This window comes from Rhizobium sp. 'Codium 1', from assembly GCF_020889605.1.
Taxonomy (GTDB): Bacteria; Pseudomonadota; Alphaproteobacteria; order Rhizobiales; family Rhizobiaceae; genus Allorhizobium; species Allorhizobium algae.
In genome coordinates, this window is sequence record NZ_JAJGPW010000001.1 from 724,849 (window position 1) to 748,571 (window position 23,723).

Genomic DNA, 23,723 nt, shown 5'->3' on the forward strand with positions numbered 1-23,723 from the left:
GTCTCCAGTCCGGTCCAATCAGACCGCTTCGACTTCCTGCACCTCGGGCACGAAGTGGCGGAGCAGGTTCTGCACGCCGTGCTTCAGGGTCGCGGTTGAGGACGGGCAGCCGGCGCACGAGCCCTTCATGTTGAGGAAGACCTTGCCGTCCTTGAAGCCGCGGAAGGTGATGTCGCCGCCATCCTGAGCGACGGCAGGACGAACGCGGGTTTCCAGCAGTTCCTTGATGGTCGCAACGATCGTTTCGTCACCCGCATCGAAGAACTCCTCGTCGCTGTCCACTTGCGCGGACGTCGAGGCCGTGCCCATGACGGGGGCACCGCTCATGAAATGCTCCATGATCGTGCCGAGAATGGCCGGCTTCAGATGCTGCCATTCCGGGCCGTCCTTGGAGACGGTGACAAAATCATAGCCGAAGAAGACGCCCGTCACGCCCGGGATCGTGAAGATGCGCGAGGCGAGCGGTGACGCGGCCGCACTTTCGGCGTCGCGGAATTCGGCCGTGCCGGTCTGCATCACCACCTTGCCGGGCAGGAATTTCAGGGTCGCCGGGTTCGGCGTGGCTTCGGTCTGGATGAACATTATGGCCTCCGGTGCGGTGAGGGCACCACTAAAGATTAGAATATTTCCAAAATAGACCTTGCGGGCCGCATCTTCAAGACACGATCGTCAGGAAGTCGACATCAGCAGAGCGCGTCGATTTCCTCATCCGTCAGCGAGTCCGGCAGGACTGTGACCGGGATCGGGAAGGCAGCGCCGCGTCCGGCGATCATCGAGACCAGCGGGCCGGGACCTTCCTTGGTCGAGCCTGCGGCCAGGACCAGAATTGCGATGTCTCTGTCTTCCTCGATCAGGCCGTTGATCTCGGGATAGGCGCTTCCCTCACGGATGACGAGCTCAGGCTCGATGCCGATCGTATCGCGCACCGTCTGGGCTGCCTTGGCCATGACCGCCTCGGCCTCTTCCCGGGCCTCGGCCCGCATGATCTCCTCGACGCCCAGCCATTGCTGGAAGTCACCTTCCGGGATCACGTAGATCAGCACCAGTCCGCCATTGGAATTCTTCGCGCGGCGTCCGGCATAATGGACCGCTCGCGAGCATTCCGGAGTGTTGTCGATGACCGCCATGAACTTGCGGCGATGACCTTCAAGACGTGACAGACGCGTTGAAACCATTGATGACCCCGCCGCCGGAAAGATATCATGTGGCGCAGGCGGGCTCCGGGCGGACCCGCCAGCGACCAAGACCTTATCGCACGAATCCGATGATGTCGCGGACTTCGTTCATGGTCTTTTCGGCACGGGTACGCGCACGTTCACCGCCATCCCGGAGGACCGCATCGATGTGACCGGGGTCTTCCATGAGGCGACGCATCTCCGCGTTGATCGGGGCCAGAACCTCGACCGCGAGATCGACCAGAGCCGGCTTGAAGACCGAGAACTGCTGGCCGCCGAATTCGGAGAGCACGTCCGCCTTCGACCTGTCGGCAAGTGCCGCATAGATGCCGACGAGATTGTCGGCCTCGGGGCGGCCCTTCAGACCGTCGACTTCGCTCGGCAATGCATCCGGATCGGTCTTGGCCCTGCGGATCTTCTTCGAGATCGCATCCTGGTCGTCCATCAGATTGATGCGCGACAGGTCGGACGGGTCCGACTTCGACATCTTCTTGGTGCCGTCCTTCAGGCTCATGACGCGCGGCGCGGGGCCATCGATCAACGGCTCGACCATGGGGAAATAGGCGTGAACCGGCTCTTCGCCGACCTTGATGTCGATGCCGAGGCCGGTGGGAACGATCTTGTCATGGAAGTCCAGGTTGAACTTCATCGCGATGTCGCGGGCAAGCTCCAGATGCTGCTTCTGGTCATCGCCAACCGGCACATGGGTGGCGCGGTAGACGAGAATGTCGGCGGCCATCAGGCTGGGATAGGCGTAGAGGCCCAGCGAGGCCTGCTCGCGATCCTTGCCGGCCTTGTCCTTGAACTGGGTCATGCGGTTCATCCAGCCGAGGCGGGCGACACAGTTGAAGATCCAGGCCAGTTCCGCATGCTGCGGGACCTGGGACTGGTTGAAGACGATGTGCTTCTTCGGGTCGATGCCCGCGGCAAGGAAGGCGGCGGTGATCGAGCGGATCTGGGTCTGCATGTCCTCGTGGACGAGCTGAGCCGTCAGCGCATGCAGATCAACCACGCAATAGATGCAGTCGTTGTTTTCCTGCAGTGCGACGAACTTTCTGATGGCACCGAGATAGTTTCCGAGATGGAGATTGCCGGTCGGCTGAACGCCGGAGAATACCAGCGGCTTGAACTCACCCATGATTGTCCTCAACAGGCTGGTGGAGGGCCCGATCTTGCGATCGCGTGTCGATCACGGCTTATGCACGGCGGACGCTGTGCAATCAAGCGCTCACTTCCATGGCGCTTAGCGCTCAGACCTTCGCCGGTTCGATCAGATCCCACAGGTTGCCATAGAGGTCCTGAAACACCGCGACGGTGCCATAGGGCTCGTGGCGCGGGGCTTCCCGGAAGAGCACACCCGCGTCACGGAAACGCGCATGGTCACGGGCAAAGTCATCCGTTCGCAGGAAGAAACCGACGCGGCCGCCGGTCTGGTTGCCGATCGCCGCCCGCTGGGTCTCGTCTGCCGCCTCGGCAAGCAGGATGGCGGCACCTTCTCCACCCTTGGGACGGACCACCAGCCAGCGCTTGCCATCCGGCATTACCTTGTCCTCCACGCAATCGAAGCCAAGAGCCTCGCAATAAAAGGCCTTCGCGCGGTCGTAGCCGTCGACCAGCAGACTGACGAGAAAGAGACTGTTCAGGGTCATAGATCACGCCCTCCGGTCCGCTTTGTGACGCTCGGGCTCAAAAAATCACGCATGGGCAAATTTCCTCCCTGATTCGAGGGGGTTAGAGACTGATTTCGCGAGGCGCCAAGGGCCCCGCGGGCAGCCTAAAAAACAGGCGAAAACGTCAATCCGAGCAAAGCGCACCAAATTTGCCACATTTGCAGGAATAAAAAACTGCCGCAAGCGATCTGGATCGCTGAAAACAACAAACTCATTCCAGAAGGTCACTCATGCGCACTTTGTTTCGCGTCGCGCTCGGCTGCGTTCTTTCGCTCGGTCTCCTCTCCCCCGTCGAGGCCGTGGAGAAGAAGAAGCGCCATTTTTTCATGAAGCATGACACGGCCGTTGCCTATACGCTGCAGCGTGTCAGCGTCAAAGCCAACTGTTTTCCGGATGAGCTGAAGGGAATTCTCGCCCATATCGCCAAGAAAACCGGCAAGAAGCCGGTCGTCACCTCCGGCCACCGTCCTCGCTCGGGTCGGTCCCAGCACAGCCACTGTTTTGCCGCCGACATTCGTGTGCCCGGCGTTTCCGAGAAGAAGATCGTCGCAGCCGCGCGAACAGCACCCGGCATCGGCGGGATCGGGCGCTACTGCAATGGCATCGTGCATGTCGACATCGGCCCGAAGCGGACCTGGACCTATTGCTGATCAGGCGCGGACGGGGTCGTTTCAGACTCGGCGGCGGGCTTTTTCCTACGCTTCAGATTGCGGCGGATCATGCCGATATCGGCACCGCCGATGAGGAAGGCAATGCCGAAATAGACGGGCATGGCGACGACCACCAGCGCACCCAGAGCCAGAACCTGATCAAAGAGCGGGCTTTCCGGCGATAGGCAGGACGACCAGCGATCGGACAGGTAGACGAGCAGGGCGGCCATGATCGCGGACGCGATCATCAGGCGCACGGTGCGGGTGACGAGCGTCCACTCGAAGACGAGATGGCCGCGCCAGAGCAGGACCGAAAATAGTAGAACGGTGTTTGTCCATCCAGCTGCGGCTTCGGCGATCGCAATGCCGCTTTCCTCGAAGATCGGGAAGAGTGTCACGGCAAGGCCCGTGTTCAGCGCGACCGAAACCATGGTGAAGCGCATCGGGGTCTTGGTGTCTTCGCGGGCGTAATATCCCGGCTGAAGCGCCTTGATCAGCACGAAGCCCGGCAGACCGATGCCGTAGATGGCAAGGATCGAGGCAACGACAGCGGTGTTCTGTTCACTGAAGGCGCCGCGCTCGTAGAGCACACGGATGATCTCGTCGGAGAGAACCCAGATGGCGGCGGCGGCGGGGAGCGTGAGGAAGAGGACGAATTCGATCGATCGGTTCTGAAGGGTGCCGGCCTCCTTCATGTGCCCACCCTTCAGCGCGCGCGCGAGTTCCGGCAGGAGCACGACGGCGACCGCCACGCCGACAACGCCGAGAGGCAACTGGTAGATGCGATCGGCATATTGCAGAGCCGAAATCGCCCCCTCTTTCGTCGAGGCGATGGCCTGGCCAATCAGCTGGTTGATCTGGGTGATGCCACCGGTGACGGCAGCCGGGACGGCCAGTACCAGCAGGCGCTTCACATTGGGGGTGAAGCGCGGACGCTTGAAGCCGATCCGGATGCCGGCACGGCGCACGCCGATGTAGACGACGGCCATCTGCAGGAGACCCGCCCCGAGCACGGACCACGAGAGCGCCCAGGCTGTTGCAGCGGGATCGGCACCGGTCCACAGCGCCCATCCGAGCGCCCCGATCATCAGGACATTGAGGAAAACAGGGGCGATGGCAGCCGCAAAGAAGTGGTGCAGCGAATTCAGCATGCCGCTCAGCATGGCCGTCAGGGACATGCACATCAGATAGGGGAACATGACGATCGCCAGGCGAACCGTCAGGTCGAACTTTTCCGGATCATCGGCGAAGCCCGGGGCAATGACCCACTGGACGAGCAGCGGCATGGAAAGCTGCATTCCGATGGTGAGGATCAGCAGGACGGAAAAGAGGACGCCGAAGACTTCCTCGGAAAAACGCCTGGCGCCATCGGTGCCGTTCGCCTCGATCTCCTTGGCGAAGAGCGGCACGAAGGCGGCGTTGAAGGCACCTTCGGCAAAGAGACGGCGGAAGAGATTGGGGAAGCGGAAGGCTGCATAGAAGACGTCTGCGACCGGTCCTGTGCCGAGGGCTGCGGCCATCAGGGTTTCGCGCGCAAAGCCGAAGATGCGGCTGCCGAGCGTCGCACCACCAACGGTCATGAATTTCTTGACCAGGCTCATTCCTCAGGCCCGCGCCTTTTTCGGCGACGGCGTCGCCCGTTGGGGCTGCGCGATGATGCCCGAGGGCATGTTGTCCCGAAGTTCGTCCGGCTGGTCGACCATGACGGATTTCAGCCGGTTGCCGATATTCGCCTGGCGGTTCTCACTGGTGACCTTCTGGCCGACGAGGTCAGTCACGTAGAAGGTGTCGATGACCTTTTCACCGAAGGTGGTGATGCGGGCCGAGTGGATGTCGAGCGAGAGGTCGGAGAGGACAGCGGTGATCTCGGCAAGGAGGCCGATGCGGTCGAGGCACTCGACTTCGATGACCGTGAACTTGTTGGAGAGCGCATTGGAGAGACGCACATCCGGCTGGACCGGGAAGGTCTTGTTCTTCTTCTTGCCCTTGGAGCGCGTGGCGATGACTTCGGGCAGGCGCTTGCGGCCCGACAGCACGTCCTCGATCATCTTGCCGATCGTGGCGGCGCGGCGGGTTTCGTCCTCGTCGATCGGGAATTCGCGATTGATCAGGATTGTGTCCAGCGCGCGGCCATCCGACGTGGTGAAGATCTGGGCGTCGGCGATGTTGGCGCCGGCAGCGGCACAGGCACCGGCGATGATCGACAGCAGGCGCGGATGGTCGGGCGACAGCACCGTGATCTCGGTGATCGCGTGGAACTGGTGGGTGCGCACCATGGTGGCGAGCGCCTGGCCGGACTTGTCCGTCTGGCGAATGAAATGGGCGTGACGCACCTGGTCTTCGAGATCGACGGAAAGCAGGTAGGGTTCGTAATGCAGCTTGGTGTAGGTGCGCTGGTCCTTCTGGCTCCAGCCTTCGAGCGCCTTCGAAAGCTGCTCGGCAGCATGTTTGGCGCGCTCCTTGCGGGAGACCTGGGAAAAGCCGCCTGACAGCAACAATTCGGTCTCGTAATAGAGCGTGCGCAGGAGTTGGCCCTTCCAGCCGTTCCAGACACCCGGACCGACGGCTCTGATATCACAGACCGTCAGCACGAGCAGCATCTTCAGGCGATCGAGCGACTGTACCTTTTCGGCAAAGTCGGTGATCGTCTTGCGGTCATGCAGGTCGCGGGTCTGGGCGACCATGGACATCAGCAGATGCTGGTCGATCAGCCAGGCGACCATTTCAGTCTGTTTGGGCGAGAGGCCGAGACGCGGGCAGAGCTTGCGGGCGACCTTGGCACCGGCAACGGAATGGTCTTCCTGGCGGCCCTTGGCGATGTCGTGCAACAGGATCGCGACGTAGAGCGTCTGGCGATCCTCGATCTCCGGCATGATCTTGTTGGCCAGCGGATGAACTTCCTCCGCCCTGCCGTTGTCGATTTCGGAAAGCACCTCGACGGTGCGGATGAGATGCTCGTCGACGGTGTAGTGATGATACATGTTGAACTGCATCATCGAGACAATCTTGCCGAATTCCGGCATGAAGCGGCCGAGCACGCCGGCCTCGTTCATGCGGCGCAAGATGAAGCCGGGATCCCTGCGGGATGTCAGGATTGAGAGGAAGAGGCGGTTTGCTTCCTCGCTTTCGCGGAAGGTATTGTCGATCAGCGAGAGAGACCGGGTGACCGCCTTCAGCGCATCGGGGTGAAATTCGAGGCCGTTCAGATCGGCGACATGAAAAAGGCGCATGATCGACATCGGATCATTCTTGAAGACGCCAGGATCGGCAAGCGCGATGCGGCCGCGATCGTCGATGAATTCGCTGGCGCCGGCGATCTTTCGCGGGCGGTTGGCGAAACGGCCAATCATGCCGCCGATGCCGGGCGCGGCTTTCGCCTGTTGGTCTTCCAGCGCCGCCGAGAAGATACGGGTCAGGTCACCGACATCCTTGGCCACCAGGAAGTAGTGCTTCATGAAGCGCTCGACGGCGGAAAGACCGGGACGCGGCTGGTAGCCGAGGCTTTTGGCGATTTCCGGCTGGATGTCGAAATAGAGCCGCTCTTCCGGCTTTCCGGTCAGGTAATGCATGTGGCAGCGAACCGCCCAGAGGAAGTCGTCGGCCTTCTGGAAGAGGCGCCATTCGTGGCGGGAGAGAACGCCGAGGCGCACCAGTTTGCCGGTATCGCGGACGTGATAATTGTATTTCGCGATCCAGAACAGGGTCTGGAGATCCCGCAGGCCGCCCTTGCCTTCCTTGACGTTGGGCTCGACGAGATAGCGGCTGTCGCCGGCCTTGCGGTGGCGTTCGTCGCGTTCGGCGAGCTTGGCGGCAATGAATTCGGGCGCGGTGCCGGTCGTGACGTCCTGATCGAAACGATGCTGGAGTTCGGTAACGAGCGTCTCATCGCCGCAGATGTGGCGGGTTTCGAGGATGGCCGTGCGGATGGTCATGTCCAACTTGGACAGGCGGATACACTCCTCGACCGTGCGAGTGGCATGGCCGACCTTGAAGCCGACATCCCACAAGAGGTAGAGCACGAACTCGACCGCCTTGTGCATGTCTTGCCCTGCCTTGGGCGGCAGGAGAAAGAGGAGGTCAATGTCGGAGCCGGGCGCCAGCGTGCCGCGGCCGTAACCGCCGACGGCGGCGACAGAGAGGCCCTCGACACCGCGCGGATAAACATGGGTGCGGGCAAATTCGAAGATCACCGAGATCAGCTGGTCCTGAATCCATGAGATCCGGTTGGCGCAGTTCATGCCGCTGCCATCCTCGAAGAGCTTCAGGCGCGCCTGCTCACGGGCATCCGCCGAGGCTTTCTTCAGGATGGGCAGGAGCCGCGAGCGGATCTCGAGCAGATTGCCGGAGCCGCTCCGTGTCACCGCTTCGCAGGACGCACGCAGCGCGTCGATGTCTAGGAGATCGTCGAAGGCAAGGTCTGCTTTGGCCATGGGGGGCAGCATCATCTCTCGGGACCCGGGAATCGGCCGGGATTGGTGGCGCTATAGCCCTTTTCGGGCGCGATTGACAGGCACTCTACCGGTCAAGGCTTGCCAAGTTGTTTCTTGAGATCATAGAGCGCGTCGAGCGCCTGGCGAGGCGTGAGGTCGTCAAGATCAATCGAGCGGAGGGCCTCCTCGACCTTGGAAGGGCCTGATTTCTGGACCTCCTCGCGGCGGACGGCGACCTGGAACAGCGGCAGGTCATCGATCAACTGTGCGGCCGGGTTCTTGCGGTCACTGTCTTCCAGGCGGGTCAGAACTTCCCGGGCGCGCGAGACCACAGCGGCCGGCAGGCCGGCGAGGCGGGCAACCTGGATGCCGTAGGAGCGATCGGCGGAACCGGGGCCGACCTCATGCAGGAAAATGACATCGCCATCCCATTCCTTGACCCGCATCGTGACGTTCGACATACGGGCAAGCTTTTCCGACAGTGCCGTCAGTTCGTGGAAATGGGTGGCGAAGAGCGAGCGGCAGCGGTTTGCCTCGTGCAGATGCTCGACGGCGGCCCAGGCGATGGAGAGGCCATCAAAAGTGGCGGTGCCGCGACCAATCTCGTCGAGGATGACCAGCGAGCGATCCGTTGCCTGATTGAGGATGGCGGCGGTCTCAACCATCTCGACCATGAAGGTGGAGCGGCCGCGGGCGAGATCGTCAGAGGCGCCGACGCGGGAGAAGAGCCGATCGACCACGCCGATATGGGCGGCACCGGCGGGCACGAACGAGCCCATCTGGGCGAGGATGGCGATCAGCGCATTCTGGCGCAGGAAGGTCGACTTACCGCCCATGTTCGGGCCGGTCAGCAGCCAGATGGCACCGGGGCCTTTTGTATCATGCGGCGAGAGATCGCAGTCATTGGCGATGAAAGGGCTGGCGGCCTGACGGCGGAGCGCCTGCTCGACGACCGGGTGGCGACCGGCGGTGATGGCGAACATTCTCGAATCATCGACCAGCGGGCGGCAATAGCCCTGCTCTTCTGCCAGGGCCGCGAGGCCGGCAGCGACATCAATCACTGCGAGGGCGCGGGCGGCAGCCTTGATCGGTTCGGCGGCAGCGACGATCTGGCTCACCATCCGTTCGAAGGCCGCAAGCTCCAGCGACAGCGCCTGGCCGGCGGCGTTGGCGATGCGGCTTTCGAGCTCGGCGAGTTCCGTCGTGGTGAAGCGCATGGCATTCGCCATCGTCTGGCGATGGATGAAGCGAGCCTTGGCCTCGTCGCCCTCAGTCATCGGGCCGGCATTCCCCGCAGTGACCTCGATAAAATATCCCAGCACATTGTTGTGCTTGATCTTCAGCGACTTGATGCCGGTTTCCTCGGCATATTGCAGCTGCAGTCCGGCGATCACGCGGCGGGACTGGTCGCGTAGCGCCCTGAGTTCGTCGAGCTCTGAAATCGCGCCATCGCGCAGGAAGCCGCCGTCGCGTTTCAGGAGCGGCAGTTCGTCGGCCAGCATTGATGCGAGGCTCGGCGCGAGATCGGCGGGAAGCGCGGCGAGATCGTCCAGCGCTTCGGACAGCTCCTTCGGCAGGCTTGGAGGATCGAGCAGGCGGCCAACCTCGGCGGAGGCAGCAAGGCCGGCGACAATCGAACCGAGGTCGCGCGGGCCACCGCGATCGAGCGCGAGACGCGATAGCGCGCGCGGCATGTCGGGCACCCGCTTCAGGGCATCACGCAGGCGATCGACGAGCAGGCCATCAGCCAGAAGATGGGCGATGGAGTCCTGACGATCGGCAATCGCTTCCGGGTCCGTCAGCGGCGACATCAGGCGCTCGGCGAGCAGGCGGGCCCCGCCGCCGGTGACGGTTCGATCGACCGCCTTGAGGAGCGAGCCGTTGCGCTCGCCCGAGAGTGTCTTGACCAGCTCGAGATTGGCGCGGGTCGCCGGGTCGATGAAGAGGGTCGAGGCGGCGTTTTGACGTTCGGGAAGCCCAAGCGGCGGGCGTTCGGAAATCTGGGTCTTTTCGACATAGGCGACGGCGGCTGCAGCAGCGGCGATCTCGGCGCGGGAAAAAGAACCAAAGCCATCCAGCGTTCCGACGCCGAAATAGCGGGCGATGCGGCCCTCTGCGCTGGCGCTGTCGAAGAGGACGCCCGGCTGAGGCACCACGACACGACCGAGCACGTCGAAGGCCGGCTTCAGCTCCTCGTCGTGGAAGAGCGTATCGGGCACGATCAGTTCGCGCGGCTCGATGCGCAGGATATCGGCGAGCAGGCGGGTCTCGGTGGTTTCGGCCAGACGGAAGATACCCGTGGAGATGTCGATCCAGGCGAGCGCCAGCTGGGGTGCGGAGCCGCCACGGATGCGGGCGAGTGCCATCAGATAATTCGATTCGAAGGGCGAGAGGAGCTTGTCCTCGGTAATCGTGCCTGGTGTCACGAGGCGCACCACGTCGCGCTTCACGACAGATTTCGAGCCGCGCTTCTTGGCTTCTGCTGGGTCTTCGATCTGCTCGCAGACTGCGACACGGAATCCGAGCGAGATCAGCTTCTGCAGATAATCGTCGGCCGCATGCACCGGCACGCCGCACATGGGGATATCCTGGCCGAGATGCTGGCCGCGCTTCGTCAGCGTGATGCCGAGCGCGCGCGACGCATCGACCGCATCCTCGAAGAAAAGCTCGTAGAAATCGCCCATCCGATAAAAGAGCAGGCTGCCGGGGTTGGCGGCCTTGATCTCGATGAATTGCTCCATCATCGGCGTGGCCGTCGCGCGACTCTCTTCCGAGGTCAGCTCGGCGACGTTCAGGACATCACTCGGGGTGGCTTGATATAGCGTCACGGGCTCGGTGTTTTCTTGAAAAGGAAGTCGTGCAACACTAACGGCTTAAGGCGAGGAAAAACAACCAGGATGGACCAGCGAACGCCCGCTGCCCACAACAAGGTGAGGGGAAGCATGACGAGCGAGAACAAGACCGGCCGAACGAAAGTCTCGGTGACGGAACAGGAAGCGCTGGACTTTCATTCCCAGGGGCGACCAGGCAAGCTGGAGATTACGCCGACCAAGGCAATGGCGACCCAGCGCGATCTGTCGCTCGCCTATTCCCCCGGCGTCGCCGTTCCGGTGAAAGCGATCGCCGCCGATCCGGCCACGGCTTACGATTACACGACCCGCGGCAACATGGTCGCGGTCATTTCGAACGGCACGGCGATCCTTGGCTTGGGCAATCTCGGGGCGCTGGCCTCGAAGCCGGTCATGGAAGGCAAATCCGTTCTCTTCAAGCGCTTTGCCGACGTGGATTCGATCGACCTCGAGGTCGACACCGAAAACGTCGACGAGTTCATCAACTGCGTGCGTTATCTCGGCCCCTCCTTCGGCGGCATCAACCTCGAAGACATCAGGGCGCCGGACTGCTTCATCATCGAAAGCCGGCTGCGCGAGCTGATGGATATCCCGGTCTTTCACGACGACCAGCATGGAACCGCGATCATTGCGGCTGCAGGGCTGATCAATGCGCTGGAGCTGACGGGGCGCGACTTCAAGACGACGAAGCTCGTCTGCAATGGCGCAGGGGCTGCTGCGATCGCCTGTATCGAACTGATCAAGGCGATGGGGTTCAACGGCGAGAACATCATTCTCTGCGACACCAAGGGCGTGATCTACCAGGGCCGCACCGAGGGCATGAACCAGTGGAAGTCCGCCCATGCCGTCAAGACGGACCGGCGGACGCTGCGCGAGGCCATGGTCGGCGCGGACGTCGTGTTCGGGTTGTCACAGAAGGGCGCACTCGCATCCGACATGATCGCCTCGATGGCGCCGAACCCGATCATCTTCGCGATGGCAAACCCGGACCCGGAAATCACGCCTGAGGAAGTCGCCGAAATCCGCAACGACGCGATCATGGCGACCGGGCGTTCGGACTATCCGAACCAGGTCAACAATGTTCTGGGCTTTCCCTACATCTTCCGCGGTGCGCTCGACGTGCGCGCCAGCCAGATCAATGACGCGATGAAGATCGCGGCGGTCAGGGCGCTTGCAGATCTGGCGCGCGAAGATGTGCCTGACGATGTGGCGGCCGCCTATCAGGGCGAACGTCCGCGTTTTGGACCGCAATACATCATTCCCGTTCCTTTCGATCCACGCCTGATCTCGGCCATTCCGGTGGCCGTCGCAAGAGCCGCGATGGAAAGCGGTGTTGCGCGCAAGGAAATTGACGATCTCGGCGCCTATGCGCACGAACTATCGGCCCGGCGCGACCCGATTGCAGCGGCGACGCAGCGGATCTTCGAGCATGTGCGCAGCCACCCCAAACGCGTCGTCTTTGCCGAGGGCGAAGAGGAGCAGGTGATGCGCGCGGCGATTTCCTTCGTCAATCTCGGGCTCGGCACGGCGATCCTGCTCGGCCGCGACGAACCGCTGAAGGCGACCGCCGAACGTGCCGGCATCGATCTCGACCGCCCCGGCATCGAGGTGATCAATGCCCGCATGTCGACCCGCGTCGAGGCCTATACCGAATATCTCTATGCCCGCCTGCAGCGAAAGGGCTACCTGCATCGCGATGCGCAGCGTCTGATCAACACCGATCGCAACCATTTCGCTGCCTGCATGGTGGCGCTGGGAGATGCGGATGCCATGGTGACAGGCACGACGCGCAATTATTCGACCGCGCTCGAAGATGTTCGCCGCTGCATCGACACGGCTCCCGGACACCGGGTGATCGGGGTGTCGCTGGCGCTTGCCCGTGGCCGCACGATTGTGGTCGCAGACACCTCCGTGCACGACATGCCGACGGCTGATGAATTGGCCGACATCGCCGAAGAAGCGGCCGGCGTGGCACATCGGCTGGGGCTGGAGCCGCGCGTGGCGCTGCTGGCCTATTCGACCTTCGGTCACCCGACCGGCGAGCGCTCCGAGCGGGTGCGCGAAGCCGTGAAGATCCTCGACCGGCGTGGGGTTTCCTTCGAATATGACGGCGAGATGGGTGCAGACATCGCGCTCAACAGCCATCGGATGGAGCAGTATCCGTTCTGCCGCCTCTCGGGCACGGCGAATGTTCTGGTCATGCCGGCGATCCATTCGGCGGCAATCTCGACGAAGATGCTGCAGGAACTGGGCGGGCTGACGGTGATGGGACCGCTCTTGATCGGGCTCGAAAAGTCGGTTCAAATCGCCCAGATGGGCTCCAAGGACAGCGACATCGTCAATATGGCGGCGATTGCGGCCTATAACGCAGCGGTTTGATCAAGGCGCGAACGCCTAGGCGAATACGGGGGCGGCTCTTGCGAGCCGCTCCATGTCGTCGTCGATCTCGCGCTTCAGCCAGCGCTTGAACTTCTCCACCTTGTCGGAGCGCCTCGCGTTTTCGGCGGTCACGAAGTAGTGGCCGAACCCGGTCTTCACCGAGGGGCCGAAGGGCGCGACCAGCTGGCCGTGTTGCAGCTGATGTGAGGCGAGTGTCTGCCAGGCGAGCATCACCCCCTGCCCTGCAATCGCGGCATCGAGACACAGCGACGCCTCGCTGAAGGTGTGGCGCGCCTTGATCTCGGCGCCCGGAAGGCCCGCGGCGGCAAGCCAGACATCCCAGGTGAACATGGCGCGGCCATCAATGATTTTGGGCAGGGTCAGGATGTCGGCGGGCTTCTCAAGCGTGGCGGCCATGGCGGGCGTGCAGAGCGGCGCCACCTGCTGCTCCAGGATCAGTTCCGTCCGGAAACCCGGCCAGTGACCGCGCCCGACGCGGATCCTCAGATCCAGATCCGTCTGGCTGGCGTCGGTCAACCGGTCATTGGCATCGATGCGCAGGCTGATTTGCGGGAAACGTTCGGAAAAGTCTGCAATGCGGTGCACAAGCCAGCGGGCTGCGAAGACGGGGGCAACGGAGATGGTCAGCAGGCTGTCGTCGCTGCGCTTGGCAAGCGCCACGGCGCTGGAGAGATGACGAATACCATCGCTCAGGCGGGCCAGGATTTCAGCTGCCGTTTCGACCGGGACCATGCCACGACTGGTGCGTTCGAAGAGCGTGCGGCCGAGCTGCTGTTCGGTCTTGATCACCTGCTGGCTCACGGCACCGATCGATACGCCCAATTCTTCTGCCGCCGTCTGCAGTGAGCCGAGGCGGGCGACGGCTTCGACGGCACGCAGGCCGTTCAGATGGACCTGGTTGAGGCTCTTCATGCAGGAAAACTATAGCCGGACACGGGAAAACTCAATTGAATATTGGAGGCCAGAGGTCGAACATAGTCTCAATCCAATACTGGTATCGCTCTCGCGGAGCGCATGAGGTTTGAGCCATGTTCAAGTTTTTCTGGAGACTGCGCGAACCCGAATCAGAAGCAGCGCGCGATTGGCGGCATGACCCCACGGGGCACCCGGCCGTGCGGGCGATGAACCTGAAAGAGCTTGCCGATCTGCCGATGGTGGCAGAGGTCCCGATGCGGGTGGCGAAGGCTGAGGTGGCGGCGTGTGACTGCCGACTGGGTGTTGGCCAGGTGCGATCAGCCGGATGTGCTGTTTCGCGATGAGCGGTCAGACCAGAGCACCGGGGGTTCGGCCTTTCTGCCCCCCCTATCATTTCCTCGCCAGGGAGAAGAAGCGATCGTCAGCTGGCGCTGGCGAAGCGGCCCGCGTCGGCGCCGTAATAGTTGACGTAGCGGCCGGAAATGCTGGCAATGGGCAGAATGATCAGGACATCGGTCGTGTTGAACGCCTGATCGACCACCGCTCCATTGCCGACCATGGCGCCGAGGCGGAGATATCCCTTGATCAGCGGCGGCATGGCGAACAGGGCGCGGCGGGCATTGACGGCCTCTGAGGGCATCAGATCCATCTCGCGGTAGAGATGGGGCAGTGCGTCCACGGCCCATTCCCCTCTGGCGACCGCGTTCTGATGCAGGAAGGACAGCGCGAGCGCATGCTCCTCCGGCTGCACGCCGGGGAAGGAGCCGCAGCCGAACATGGCATCTATGCGATGGTGGAGGGCGTAGGCCCAGCAGCCCTGCCAAAGCAGCTCGACCGTGCGCTTGGTGCGATATTGCGGCAGCACGCAGGAGCGGCCGAGCTCCATGAAGCGCTTTTCCGGATGGCGGGCGACAAGCGCATTCACGCCGAATTCGGAACCGGAATAGAAGCCGCCATGGGCGATCGCCACTTCATGGCGCAGCAGGCGGTAGGTGCCGACGATCTGGTCTTCGCTATCACCGTCGATCGAGCGGTCGAGCACCAGAAGATGATCGCAAAGGCTGTCCCAGCTATCGACCTCGCGGCCGCGACGGGCATCTTCGACGGAAACCTGAGCCTTCATTTCCTCGACGAAGACGCGGTAACGCACGGCTTGGGCGGCATCAACCTCGCGATCGGTGCGAGCAATGCGGGTCTCAAGGTTGCCAATGCGCCCGAGGATATCGCGGGATGATGGCTGCCCGAGCGACGCCGCAGCCGTGTTGCCCAGGTGAAGGTCTCGTTCGATCAGTTCCACGCTCATCGGATCTATCCAGCGTTGAAGTCACGCGCCTTTAAACACGAGACTACTACAGGAAAGTGACAAAACTTCGCACACGTGTGTGCTCCCTCAGACTTCGGGCGGCTTCGGTTTCCGGTGCTGAATGATCTCGTCAACCACGATGCAAATTGCCCCGATGGTGATGAAACTGTCGGCCAGGTTGAAGACGGCGAAGGACCAGGTCTGAGTATAGAAAAGGATATAATCGACCACGTAGCCATAGGTCAGCCGGTCGATGATATTGCCAAGCGCGCCGGCGATGATCATTGCGAAGCCGAGATGCGCGAAATGCTGTTGCGGGCCCGTCTTGCGCCACAGCCACAGAACGAAAGCAACGATAACGAGGCGCAGGCCGATGATGAACCAGCTGTCGAGATGCGACAGCATGGAGAAGGCGACGCCGAGGTTATGCGTCCGGTAAAGCGCCCAGAAGGGCAGAACCGGGATCAGCTCGTGCATTGGCAGAGTGACTTCCACCGCATATTTGATGGCCTGATCGAGGACCAGCGCGATAGCGATAAAGCTGAGGACCGGCAGCGGCCGGTTGAAGGCGGCAAACATATGTTACTTGTCTCCGTCAAGGGAGAGCAGGTGGCGGCGAACCTCGAAGAGCATGACGCCGGTCGCGACCGCCAGATTGAGGCTGTCGGCCATGCCGACCTGGGGAATGCGGGCGAGCTTGTCCGCGGCCTTGGCAAGGTCATCCGGCAGACCCGACTGTTCGTTGCCCATCATCAGGATGACCGGCTTGGAGCGGTAATCGATGGTGCGGTAATCAACGGCTCCGGCCAGATGCGTGGCGACGAGACGGGCGTCGACGGATTTCTTCCATTTGAGAAAATCCGCCGGCGTCGTCTTGACCAGCGGCAATGCGAACATCGAGCCCATGGTGGCGCGCACGGTTTCCATCGAGAAGGGATCGGTGCAATCGCCAACCAGGATGACGCCCGAAGCGCCGGCAGCGTCTGCCGTGCGAATGATCGTGCCGAGATTGCCGGGATCGCGAACCCGGTCAAGCGCGATCCAGGTCTCCGAGCCCTTGGGCTGGATGTCCTTGAGCGGCGTCCAGCGCTGTTCGAAGACAGCGGCGACCATTTGCGGGTTGTCGCGCCTCGTGATCGAGGACATGACCTTTTCGCTGACTTCCAGCACAAGGCCGCCGGCGGCGACCGTGCGCGCGGCAACCTTCTCGACCAGAGGCTTTCCCTTGCCGGCCTTGGCATAGACGAAGGTGCGGATGGCCCAGCCGCGATCGAGCGCATCGATGACAAGCTTCAGGCCTTCGGCGAGGAAGGTGCGGCTTTCGTCGCGGCTCTTCTTCTGTGAGAGGGCCTTGATGTCCTTGATGACCGGATTGGCGAGGCTGGTGACTTCCTTCACCTGACCGACGCGGCGGGAGCCGTCCTGGCGATAATCGTCGGTCATTTCGGCACCCAGCGGCTAAAGAGAGAGGTGGAGAGCGCGCGGCCCGGCGTCTTTCCGTCGAGGCCGGCCTCGCGGATGACCAGTTCGCCCGACTCGACCAGACCACCCTTGCCGCGCATGGTTTCGCGCATCAGTTCGTGGATCGAATAAAAGCTCGCGCGGATCGAATAGGCCGTCAGAACAAGACCGACGGCCTTGGGCGCCAGCAGTTCGCGGCAGATATCGAGCATCAGCGGCAGATGGTCGAAAAGCTGCCAGACTTCACCGTTCGGGCCACGGCCGAATTTTGGCGGGTCGGTGAGGATGATGTCGTAGCGATGGCCGCGGCGTTCCTCGCGCAGGATGAACTTCATCGCGTCTTCGCAGATCCAGCGGATCGGCGCCTTGTCGAGGCGGCTCAGGGACTGGTTTTCGCGGGCCCAGCCGATCGCCTTCTTGGAGGCATCGACATGAGTGACTTCGGCGCCGGCGGCGGCGGCAACGAGCGAAGCGACCCCGGTATAGCCGAACAGGTTCAAGACCTTCAGCGGCCTATCCGATGTCTCGATCTTCTGCTTCATCCAGCTCCAGTGGGCGATCTGCTCTGGGAAGACGCCGACATGACGAAATGCGGTGAAGCGGCCGTGAAAATCGACGCCGAGCAGGGAAAGCGGCCAGGTTTCGCCGAGCGCCTCACGCTGGAAGCGCCAGCGGCCCATGCCATCTTCGTCTGTATCGCCGGTGAAGACGGCGTCGGCCTTGTCCCAGACATGGGTGGGCAGGGCCTTGGGCCACAGCGCCTGGGCTTCCGGGCGCACGATCCGATAGGGGCCGTATTGCTCGAGCTTGAGGCCATCGCCGCTGTCGATCAGGTGGAAATCGCCAGCGCCTGTCGATTCGAGGATCAAGGGCACGCGCTCGGCCGGACGGTCACCGGTGCGGACAGCCAGCGCGCGGGCGGGCTCCGCCGCCGTATCAGGGGATTGCGCCGGGGGCTTCGGCCTTGCAGCCTCGGCATCGCGGCGCGGAGGACGGGCCTGTCGCTCATCCCTGCCCTTCGATGCATAAGGCTTTGCCGCTGCCGGCCGCGTCTCACCACTGCCCTTTGCCTTCGCTCCCGGGAATGGCTTGGCGCCGGGGCGACGTTCCTTGTTCTTCACGTCTGTTATCCGTGGCTCTTTAGGTCTCGGCCAGCCCTTAGCATTGCCGGCCCGGCGCGGAAAGGAAATTTGCCGCGAATTCGCCGGCCCTGGCCTTACTTGGCGCTGAGCTGCGGAAGGGTCGCGCCGGCGATTTCTTCGGCGCGGGTCTTCTGCCGGTCAGCTTCGGCCTGCCACTGCTGTGCCATGCGTGACTGGCTGCGGGCCTTCTTGCGATGCTTGCCCTGGGTGAACCAGGTGACGATGGCGCCCAGAAGCACGCCCAGCATGACGGCGAGAATGAGAAGCACAAAGAGCGGCGCGGAGGCCGACAAAGCCTGATCAGCCGGATCGAAGGGATTGAATGCCAGCCTGACCGGCGCGCGGTTCGCGACCGCCAGAACGATGAGGAGTATGCCGAACGGAACGAACACCACGAGGCCTACGATTTTCCGGATCATCTCGAAACTCCCTGTTCTGTCCAGGGTGCATCAAGGCACCCCATTTGGCTCAAGTTAAGGACAGACGCGGAATTTTCAACGCGAAAAGCGGTTATTCGTCGCCTTCGTCACCCATGCCGGGATTGAGCCGCTCGCGCAACTCCTTGCCGGTCTTGAAAAAGGGCACCCACTTCTCTTCGACGAAAACGGTTTCTCCCGTGCGCGGATTGCGACCGGAGCGCGAGGGCCGATTCTTGACGGAGAAAGCTCCAAAGCCACGCAGCTCGACGCGATTGCCACCTGCAAGCGCATCGGTGATCTCATCGAGGACGGCATTTACGATGTTTTCGACATCGCGATGATAGAGATGCGGATTACGGGCCGCGACGATCTGCACCAATTCCGACTTTATCACGCGGACCCCCTGCATTTTCTGTTGTGACGTGAACGTCGCCAAAGTTGCCAAAGCGAAAAAGCTCAGTCAAGGAACAACTTAACCATAAAGTCGCGGCTTTGCGAGAGCTATGACGCGCATCACATGTCAAATCGTGATAGGGTCCGCCTTCGTTTCCCCGCATCGCCATTCCATCAGTCCGACTGGCATGTTTCTTGTAACGGCGTTGCGGCAATCCATATTGGCAACAACCGGAAGACATGCGAAACGACCAATACGATGGATCGGCTGCGGTCGCCATCCTTGAAGAACGGGTTCCTGTTAATGCTGCAATCGATTCATGACGGCCTGCCGACCACCGGCCATGGGGCAGGTGCGGATGCCTACCGGAAGGCGATGAGCCACTCCCGGCGGGTCAAAAGGCTGCGCGTTATCCTGCCGGTCGTCGCGCTCGCGGTCACGCTCGTATTCATGGCGGTTTCGGTCGTCAGAAGCCTGATGCCGGACGAATTGCAGATCGAATCCGCCAAGATCGAAGATGGCAAGGTCGTGATGGAAAAGCCGGCGATCGCCGGGCGTAATTCCGAAGGTGTCCGGTATTCACTGCGGGCCGAACGCGCCCTGCAGGATATAAAGAATCCCAACATGATCACGCTGGAGACGATCGCGGCCGCAGTGCCTGTCAATGACACTGTGCTTGCCCGCGTCGTGGCGACGAGCGGCATCTTCGACCGGGCTGCCAACCTGCTAAATCTCGACAAGCCGTTCACGCTCAACCTGAGCAGCGGCATCGATGCCCAGTTCGGCTCCGCCAATCTCGACATTGCCGGGGGCACGATGAAGACGAATGACCCGGTCGCGATCCAGACCAAAGGCGCGTCGATTGTTGCGAACTCGCTCGAGATGAAGGATAAGGGGCGAACCATGATTTTCACGGGCGCCGTCAAGTTGAATATCGAGCCGTCCGCCATCCGCAGCAATCGGTCAATGGAAGCCGCCCAGCCATGATTTACCGCTCCTTCGCCAAGATTTCCCTCGCTGGCTTCCTCCTCGTTTCGGCAAGCGGCCTGACTGCGGTCGCCTCGGCCCAGACGACGAATAGCCAGATGAATGGCCTGAAGTTGTCCAACGACCAGCCGATCCAGATCGAAAGCGATGCGCTCGAGATCCGCGAACAGGAGAAGAAGGCTTTCTTCACCGGCAATGTTAAGGTGGTCCAGGGCACAACGACCCTTCAGGCCGGCGCCATGACGGTTCTCTATCGCGGCGAAGGCACAACGGTCACACAGGGCAATGCCGACATCGAAAAGATCGATGTGACGGGTAAGGTCTTCCTGCAGTCGGAAACGCAGCAGGCGACGGCCGACAAGGGCTATTTCGACATGACGAAGCAGGTCTTCGTGCTCGAAGGCGAGCGCGTGGTGCTGTCAGAAGGGCAAAACGTCTTCGTCGGCTGCAAGCTCACCGTCCAGATGAATTCTGGCCAGGCCAAGCTCGATAGCTGCGGCCGGCGCGTCCAGATCCAGCTCGACCCCAAGTCTCAGCAGAGCAACTGACGGGTCGGCGTGAACGTGCAAATTCCCTTCCTTAGAAAGACAAAGCAGGCCAGCAAGGCGACTGCCCCGGCCGGCCTGCCGGGCGACAAGGCGCGCTATGAAGGCACGCTCATCGCCCATGGGCTGACCAAAAGCTACAATTCGCGCCGCGTCGTGAACGGCGCATCGCTCGTGGTGCGTCGCGGTGAGGCCGTGGGCCTGCTTGGTCCGAATGGCGCCGGCAAGACGACGTGTTTCTACATGATCACGGGCCTTGTGCCGGTCGATGCCGGAACGATTTCGATCAACGGCAATGACGTGACGTCTATGCCGATGTATCGGCGCGCGCGTCTCGGCGTCGGCTACCTGCCCCAGGAAGCCTCGATCTTCCGCGGCTTGACCGTCGAAGACAATATTCGTGCGGTTCTCGAAGTGCATGTCTCGGACAAGCGCAAGCGCGAAGCGAAGCTCGACGAGCTGCTGTCGGAGTTTCACATCGAAAAGCTGCGCAAGTCGCCTGCCGTGGCGCTTTCGGGTGGTGAACGCCGCCGTCTCGAGATCGCCCGCGCGCTTGCCACAGACCCGACCTTCATGCTGCTCGACGAACCCTTCGCCGGCGTCGACCCGATCTCGGTCTCCGACATCCAGAACCTCGTGCGGCACCTGACGGCCCGCGGCATCGGCGTATTGATCACGGACCACAATGTGCGGGAAACGCTCGGCCTGATCGACCGTGCCTATATCATCCATGCGGGCGAAGTGCTCACCCACGGACGGGCCAACGACATCGTCAACAATGCCGATGTGCGCCGCCTCTATCTCGGCGACAAGTTCAGCCTTTGAGGCCAGGACGAAGAAAACGAAGCCCAGCGCGCTCCTGCGGCTTGACCAAAGTAAAATAAAAAGCAATTTTTGGGCCAAGTCGATTATCCCGCCATCAATGGCGGGGCTGCGGGGGAATGTAGGGGAGTCGAACGTCCGCCATGGCCTTATCCGCCAACCTATTCCTGCGACAGAGCCAGTCGCTGGTGATGACCCCACAGCTGATGCAATCAATTCAGCTGCTGCAGATGACTCACCTCGAACTGATGCAGTTCATCTCTCAGGAAGTGGAGCGCAATCCGCTGCTCGAAATGGCGGCAGATGATGGAGATTTGGGCGGCGAGATACCGGACAATGCCGACCGACACGGGAGCGCCAGCCAGCAGGAGACACCTGCTGACGACATGGCAGCGACACCGTCGCTCGACAGCGACTGGTACGAGCATGGCGCCACCGAACGGCTGAGCGACCGACTGGATACGAATTACGACACGGCGTTTGCCGATGAGGGCTCGGCGCAACGCCCTGACGCCCCCGAACTGCTCGGACAGTGGAAGTCGATGCCGGGCCAATCCGGCGAGGGAAGCGAAGGCTTCGACCTCGATGACTTCGTCGCGGGCCAGATCAGTCTGCGCGACCACCTGAACCAGCAGGTGCCCTTCGCACTCACCTCGCCCCCGGATCAGCTGCTCGCGGCCGTACTGATCGACCATCTCGACGAAGCCGGCTATCTGCGCGCGGATCTCGCCGAGATTTCCGCACGACTTGGCATTTCGCTGGCTGATATCGAAGCTGCGTTGAAGACCCTTCAGACGCTCGAGCCGGCAGGTGTGTTTGCGCGCTCGCTGAGCGAGTGCCTGACGATCCAGCTTCAACAGCGGGACCGTTACGATCCGGCCATGGCCGGGCTCATCGACAATCTGGACCTGCTGGCCAAGCGCGACTTCGCAACGCTGAAGAAGATTTGTGCCGTCGACGAGGAAGACCTCATCGACATGCTGGCGGAAATCCGCAAGCTCAACCCCAAGCCCGGCAGCCCGTTCGAACATTCGATAAGCGAATCAGTGACACCGGACATCGTGGTCCGCCCCGACGGTCAGGGCGGCTGGCGGGTGGAACTGAACCCGGATGCGCTTCCCCGAGTGCTCGTGAACCATAGCTACATGGCAGCCGTCGGGCGGCGGGGCGCCTCCAAAGACACGCCGGACCAGGCCTTCATGTCGGAATGCATGCAGAATGCAAACTGGCTGACCCGAAGCCTCGACCAGCGCGCGCGCACCATCACCAAGGTCGCCGCCGAGATCGTGCGGCAGCAGTCGGCCTTTCTCGATCATGGCGTCGATCACCTGCGCCCGCTCAATCTGAAGACGGTGGCGGATGCGATCAAGATGCACGAGTCGACCGTCAGCCGCGTCACGACAAACAAATACATGATGACGCCGCGCGGGCTGTTCGAGCTGAAATATTTCTTCAGCGTCTCCATCGCCTCGGCCGAGGGCGGTGACAGTCACTCCGCGGAATCCGTGCGACACAGGATCCGCGCCCTGATCACCCAGGAAAGCCCCGAGGCCGTGCTCTCCGACGATGACATCGTCGATCAGTTGAAGTCTGGCGGCGTCGACCTCGCCCGTCGCACCGTAGCGAAATACCGAGAGTCAATGAACATCCCCTCCTCCGTGCAGAGACGCCGGGAAAAGCGGGCGATGGCGAAGATTTCGGCCGGCTGAACGCCGCCTTCCCGACGCAAAGATTAACGGGAGATTGACTCTTCTCCCGAGGGCGGCTAGAAGCGCGCCGCAATCGACAGCGCACACTGTCGCTCAGGGGAAAGTGCCCTGGACTACGCCCGACAAACGAAGGCACAGACTGACCGAACCGCTCGAAAAGCTTGGACGCGGACGTCGCTTGGCGTAAAATGGATATGCAACCAATCATAAGAAGGGAAACTCCATGAGTGTGCGTGTATCCGGCAAGCAGATGGAAATCGGTGAAACTTTCCGCCAGCGGATCGAAGACCGAATCCAGGATGCGGTTACCAAATACTTCGACGGAGGGTATTCCGGGCAAGTGGTCGTCACGAAGTCGCAGTCGCGCTTCGCCGCCGATTGCCTGGTGCATCTTGATACCGGCGCTAACCTGCATGCCGCAGGCGAGGCCAATGATCCTCAAGTGGCCTTCGACACCGCGTGCGAACGCGTCGAGAAGCGCCTGCGACGCTACAAGCGCAAGCTGAAGGATCACCACGCCGGGGAAGCACAGAACCCGTCGATCGAGGTGGCCTACACGGTCATGGATTCCGTAGACGACGAGCATGATGAAGTGCCGGACGATTTTTCGCCGACAATCGTCGCGGAAAGCACGAAGCAACTCCGCACCATGTCGGTGGCGACCGCCGTGATGGCACTCGACATGACCGACGAACCCGTTCTTCTGTTCAGAAGCCCGGGAAAAGAACAATTGAATATCGTTTATCGTCGGAATGACGGTAATATCGGGTGGATCGATTCCGCCAACATCAAAGGCTGAAGATCGGAAGGGCGGCTGTCTTTTGCAGTCGCCCGCTCCTCGATCCGAGGCAT

General features: G+C 62.0%; 22 protein-coding genes. 8 read left to right on the plus strand and 14 right to left on the minus strand.

Annotated features, from left to right (window positions below; translation table 11 throughout):
* Positions 1-18 precede the first annotated feature (18 nt).
* From LJE98_RS03440 to LJE98_RS03455, 4 genes are all read right to left on the minus strand, one after another.
* The gene (locus tag LJE98_RS03440; protein ID WP_229573445.1) at positions 19-582 is read right to left on the minus strand and encodes a NifU family protein; all 564 of its coding nucleotides are present in this window, start codon (positions 580-582) and stop codon (positions 19-21) included.
* A gap of 101 nt (positions 583-683) precedes the next feature.
* Complete coding sequence (locus tag LJE98_RS03445) at positions 684-1,175, minus strand: universal stress protein (RefSeq protein ID WP_229573446.1); 492 nt, start codon at positions 1,173-1,175, stop codon at positions 684-686.
* A gap of 73 nt (positions 1,176-1,248) precedes the next feature.
* On the minus strand, positions 1,249-2,313 hold the full coding sequence (gene trpS / locus LJE98_RS03450) for a tryptophan--tRNA ligase (protein ID WP_229573447.1): 1,065 nt from the start codon (positions 2,311-2,313) through the stop codon (positions 1,249-1,251).
* Between the two features lie 112 nt (positions 2,314-2,425).
* Complete coding sequence (locus LJE98_RS03455; RefSeq protein WP_229573448.1) at positions 2,426-2,824, minus strand: VOC family protein; 399 nt, start codon at positions 2,822-2,824, stop codon at positions 2,426-2,428.
* A 251-nt stretch (positions 2,825-3,075) separates the two neighbouring features.
* Between LJE98_RS03455 and LJE98_RS03460 the strand changes: the two genes are divergently transcribed.
* Entirely contained in the window at positions 3,076-3,495 is a 420-nt protein-coding gene (locus tag LJE98_RS03460; protein WP_229573449.1) for a YcbK family protein, read from the plus strand.
* Here the strand turns inward: LJE98_RS03460 and murJ are convergent.
* The 3 genes from murJ to mutS form a co-directional block, all read right to left on the minus strand.
* Positions 3,486-5,096: a murein biosynthesis integral membrane protein MurJ gene (gene murJ / locus LJE98_RS03465; RefSeq protein ID WP_229573450.1), complete on the minus strand. Its 1,611-nt coding sequence runs from the start codon at positions 5,094-5,096 to the stop codon at positions 3,486-3,488. The two genes, LJE98_RS03460 and murJ, sit on opposite strands and share 10 nt — an antisense overlap.
* 3 nt (positions 5,097-5,099) lie before the next feature.
* Positions 5,100-7,925, minus strand: a complete 2,826-nt coding sequence (locus LJE98_RS03470; RefSeq protein ID WP_229573451.1) for a [protein-PII] uridylyltransferase — start codon at positions 7,923-7,925, stop codon at positions 5,100-5,102.
* A 92-nt stretch (positions 7,926-8,017) separates the two neighbouring features.
* On the minus strand, positions 8,018-10,669 hold the full coding sequence (gene mutS, locus LJE98_RS03475; protein WP_229573899.1) for a DNA mismatch repair protein MutS: 2,652 nt from the start codon (positions 10,667-10,669) through the stop codon (positions 8,018-8,020).
* 198 nt (positions 10,670-10,867) lie between these two features.
* On the opposite strand from mutS, the gene LJE98_RS03480 reads away from it, so the two are divergent.
* Entirely contained in the window at positions 10,868-13,153 is a 2,286-nt protein-coding gene (locus LJE98_RS03480) for an NADP-dependent malic enzyme (RefSeq protein ID WP_229573452.1), read from the plus strand.
* Positions 13,154-13,168: 15 nt separating this feature from the next.
* On the opposite strand, the gene LJE98_RS03485 is transcribed toward LJE98_RS03480, so the two are convergent.
* The gene (locus LJE98_RS03485; protein WP_229573453.1) at positions 13,169-14,086 is read right to left on the minus strand and encodes a LysR substrate-binding domain-containing protein; all 918 of its coding nucleotides are present in this window, start codon (positions 14,084-14,086) and stop codon (positions 13,169-13,171) included.
* Between the two features lie 116 nt (positions 14,087-14,202).
* Here LJE98_RS03485 and LJE98_RS03490 point away from each other — a divergent pair, with 116 nt between their 5' ends.
* Entirely contained in the window at positions 14,203-14,433 is a 231-nt protein-coding gene (locus tag LJE98_RS03490; RefSeq protein WP_229573454.1) for a hypothetical protein, read from the plus strand.
* Between the two features lie 77 nt (positions 14,434-14,510).
* Here LJE98_RS03490 and LJE98_RS03495 read toward each other — a convergent pair whose 3' ends face one another.
* From LJE98_RS03495 to LJE98_RS03520, 6 genes are all read right to left on the minus strand, one after another.
* On the minus strand, positions 14,511-15,392 hold the full coding sequence (locus LJE98_RS03495; RefSeq protein WP_229573455.1) for a GNAT family N-acetyltransferase: 882 nt from the start codon (positions 15,390-15,392) through the stop codon (positions 14,511-14,513).
* An 87-nt stretch (positions 15,393-15,479) separates the two neighbouring features.
* The gene (gene lspA, locus LJE98_RS03500) at positions 15,480-15,971 is read right to left on the minus strand and encodes a signal peptidase II (RefSeq protein WP_229573456.1); all 492 of its coding nucleotides are present in this window, start codon (positions 15,969-15,971) and stop codon (positions 15,480-15,482) included.
* Between the two features lie 3 nt (positions 15,972-15,974).
* Positions 15,975-16,835, minus strand: coding sequence for a TrmH family RNA methyltransferase (locus tag LJE98_RS03505; protein ID WP_229573457.1), 861 nt, complete (start codon positions 16,833-16,835; stop codon positions 15,975-15,977).
* The gene (locus LJE98_RS03510; protein ID WP_229573458.1) at positions 16,832-17,974 is read right to left on the minus strand and encodes a class I SAM-dependent methyltransferase; all 1,143 of its coding nucleotides are present in this window, start codon (positions 17,972-17,974) and stop codon (positions 16,832-16,834) included. The genes LJE98_RS03505 and LJE98_RS03510 overlap by 4 nt, the downstream gene beginning before the upstream one ends.
* A gap of 95 nt (positions 17,975-18,069) precedes the next feature.
* Positions 18,070-18,414 carry a LapA family protein gene (locus LJE98_RS03515; protein WP_229573459.1) on the minus strand — a complete coding sequence of 115 codons (345 nt, stop codon included), beginning with the start codon at positions 18,412-18,414 and terminating at the stop codon, positions 18,070-18,072.
* A 91-nt stretch (positions 18,415-18,505) separates the two neighbouring features.
* On the minus strand, positions 18,506-18,808 hold the full coding sequence (locus LJE98_RS03520) for an integration host factor subunit beta (RefSeq protein ID WP_229573460.1): 303 nt from the start codon (positions 18,806-18,808) through the stop codon (positions 18,506-18,508).
* Between the two features lie 303 nt (positions 18,809-19,111).
* Here LJE98_RS03520 and LJE98_RS03525 point away from each other — a divergent pair, with 303 nt between their 5' ends.
* From LJE98_RS03525 to hpf, 5 genes are all read left to right on the plus strand, one after another.
* On the plus strand, positions 19,112-19,795 hold the full coding sequence (locus LJE98_RS03525; protein ID WP_229573461.1) for an LPS export ABC transporter periplasmic protein LptC: 684 nt from the start codon (positions 19,112-19,114) through the stop codon (positions 19,793-19,795).
* Positions 19,792-20,343: an LptA/OstA family protein gene (locus LJE98_RS03530; protein WP_229573462.1), complete on the plus strand. Its 552-nt coding sequence runs from the start codon at positions 19,792-19,794 to the stop codon at positions 20,341-20,343. The genes LJE98_RS03525 and LJE98_RS03530 overlap by 4 nt, the downstream gene beginning before the upstream one ends.
* A gap of 15 nt (positions 20,344-20,358) precedes the next feature.
* Complete coding sequence (gene lptB / locus LJE98_RS03535) at positions 20,359-21,165, plus strand: LPS export ABC transporter ATP-binding protein (protein WP_229573900.1); 807 nt, start codon at positions 20,359-20,361, stop codon at positions 21,163-21,165.
* Positions 21,166-21,305: 140 nt separating this feature from the next.
* Entirely contained in the window at positions 21,306-22,871 is a 1,566-nt protein-coding gene (gene rpoN, locus LJE98_RS03540) for an RNA polymerase factor sigma-54 (protein ID WP_229573463.1), read from the plus strand.
* A gap of 223 nt (positions 22,872-23,094) precedes the next feature.
* Complete coding sequence (gene hpf, locus LJE98_RS03545; RefSeq protein ID WP_229573464.1) at positions 23,095-23,670, plus strand: ribosome hibernation-promoting factor, HPF/YfiA family; 576 nt, start codon at positions 23,095-23,097, stop codon at positions 23,668-23,670.
* The last annotated feature ends 53 nt before the right edge of the window (positions 23,671-23,723 follow it).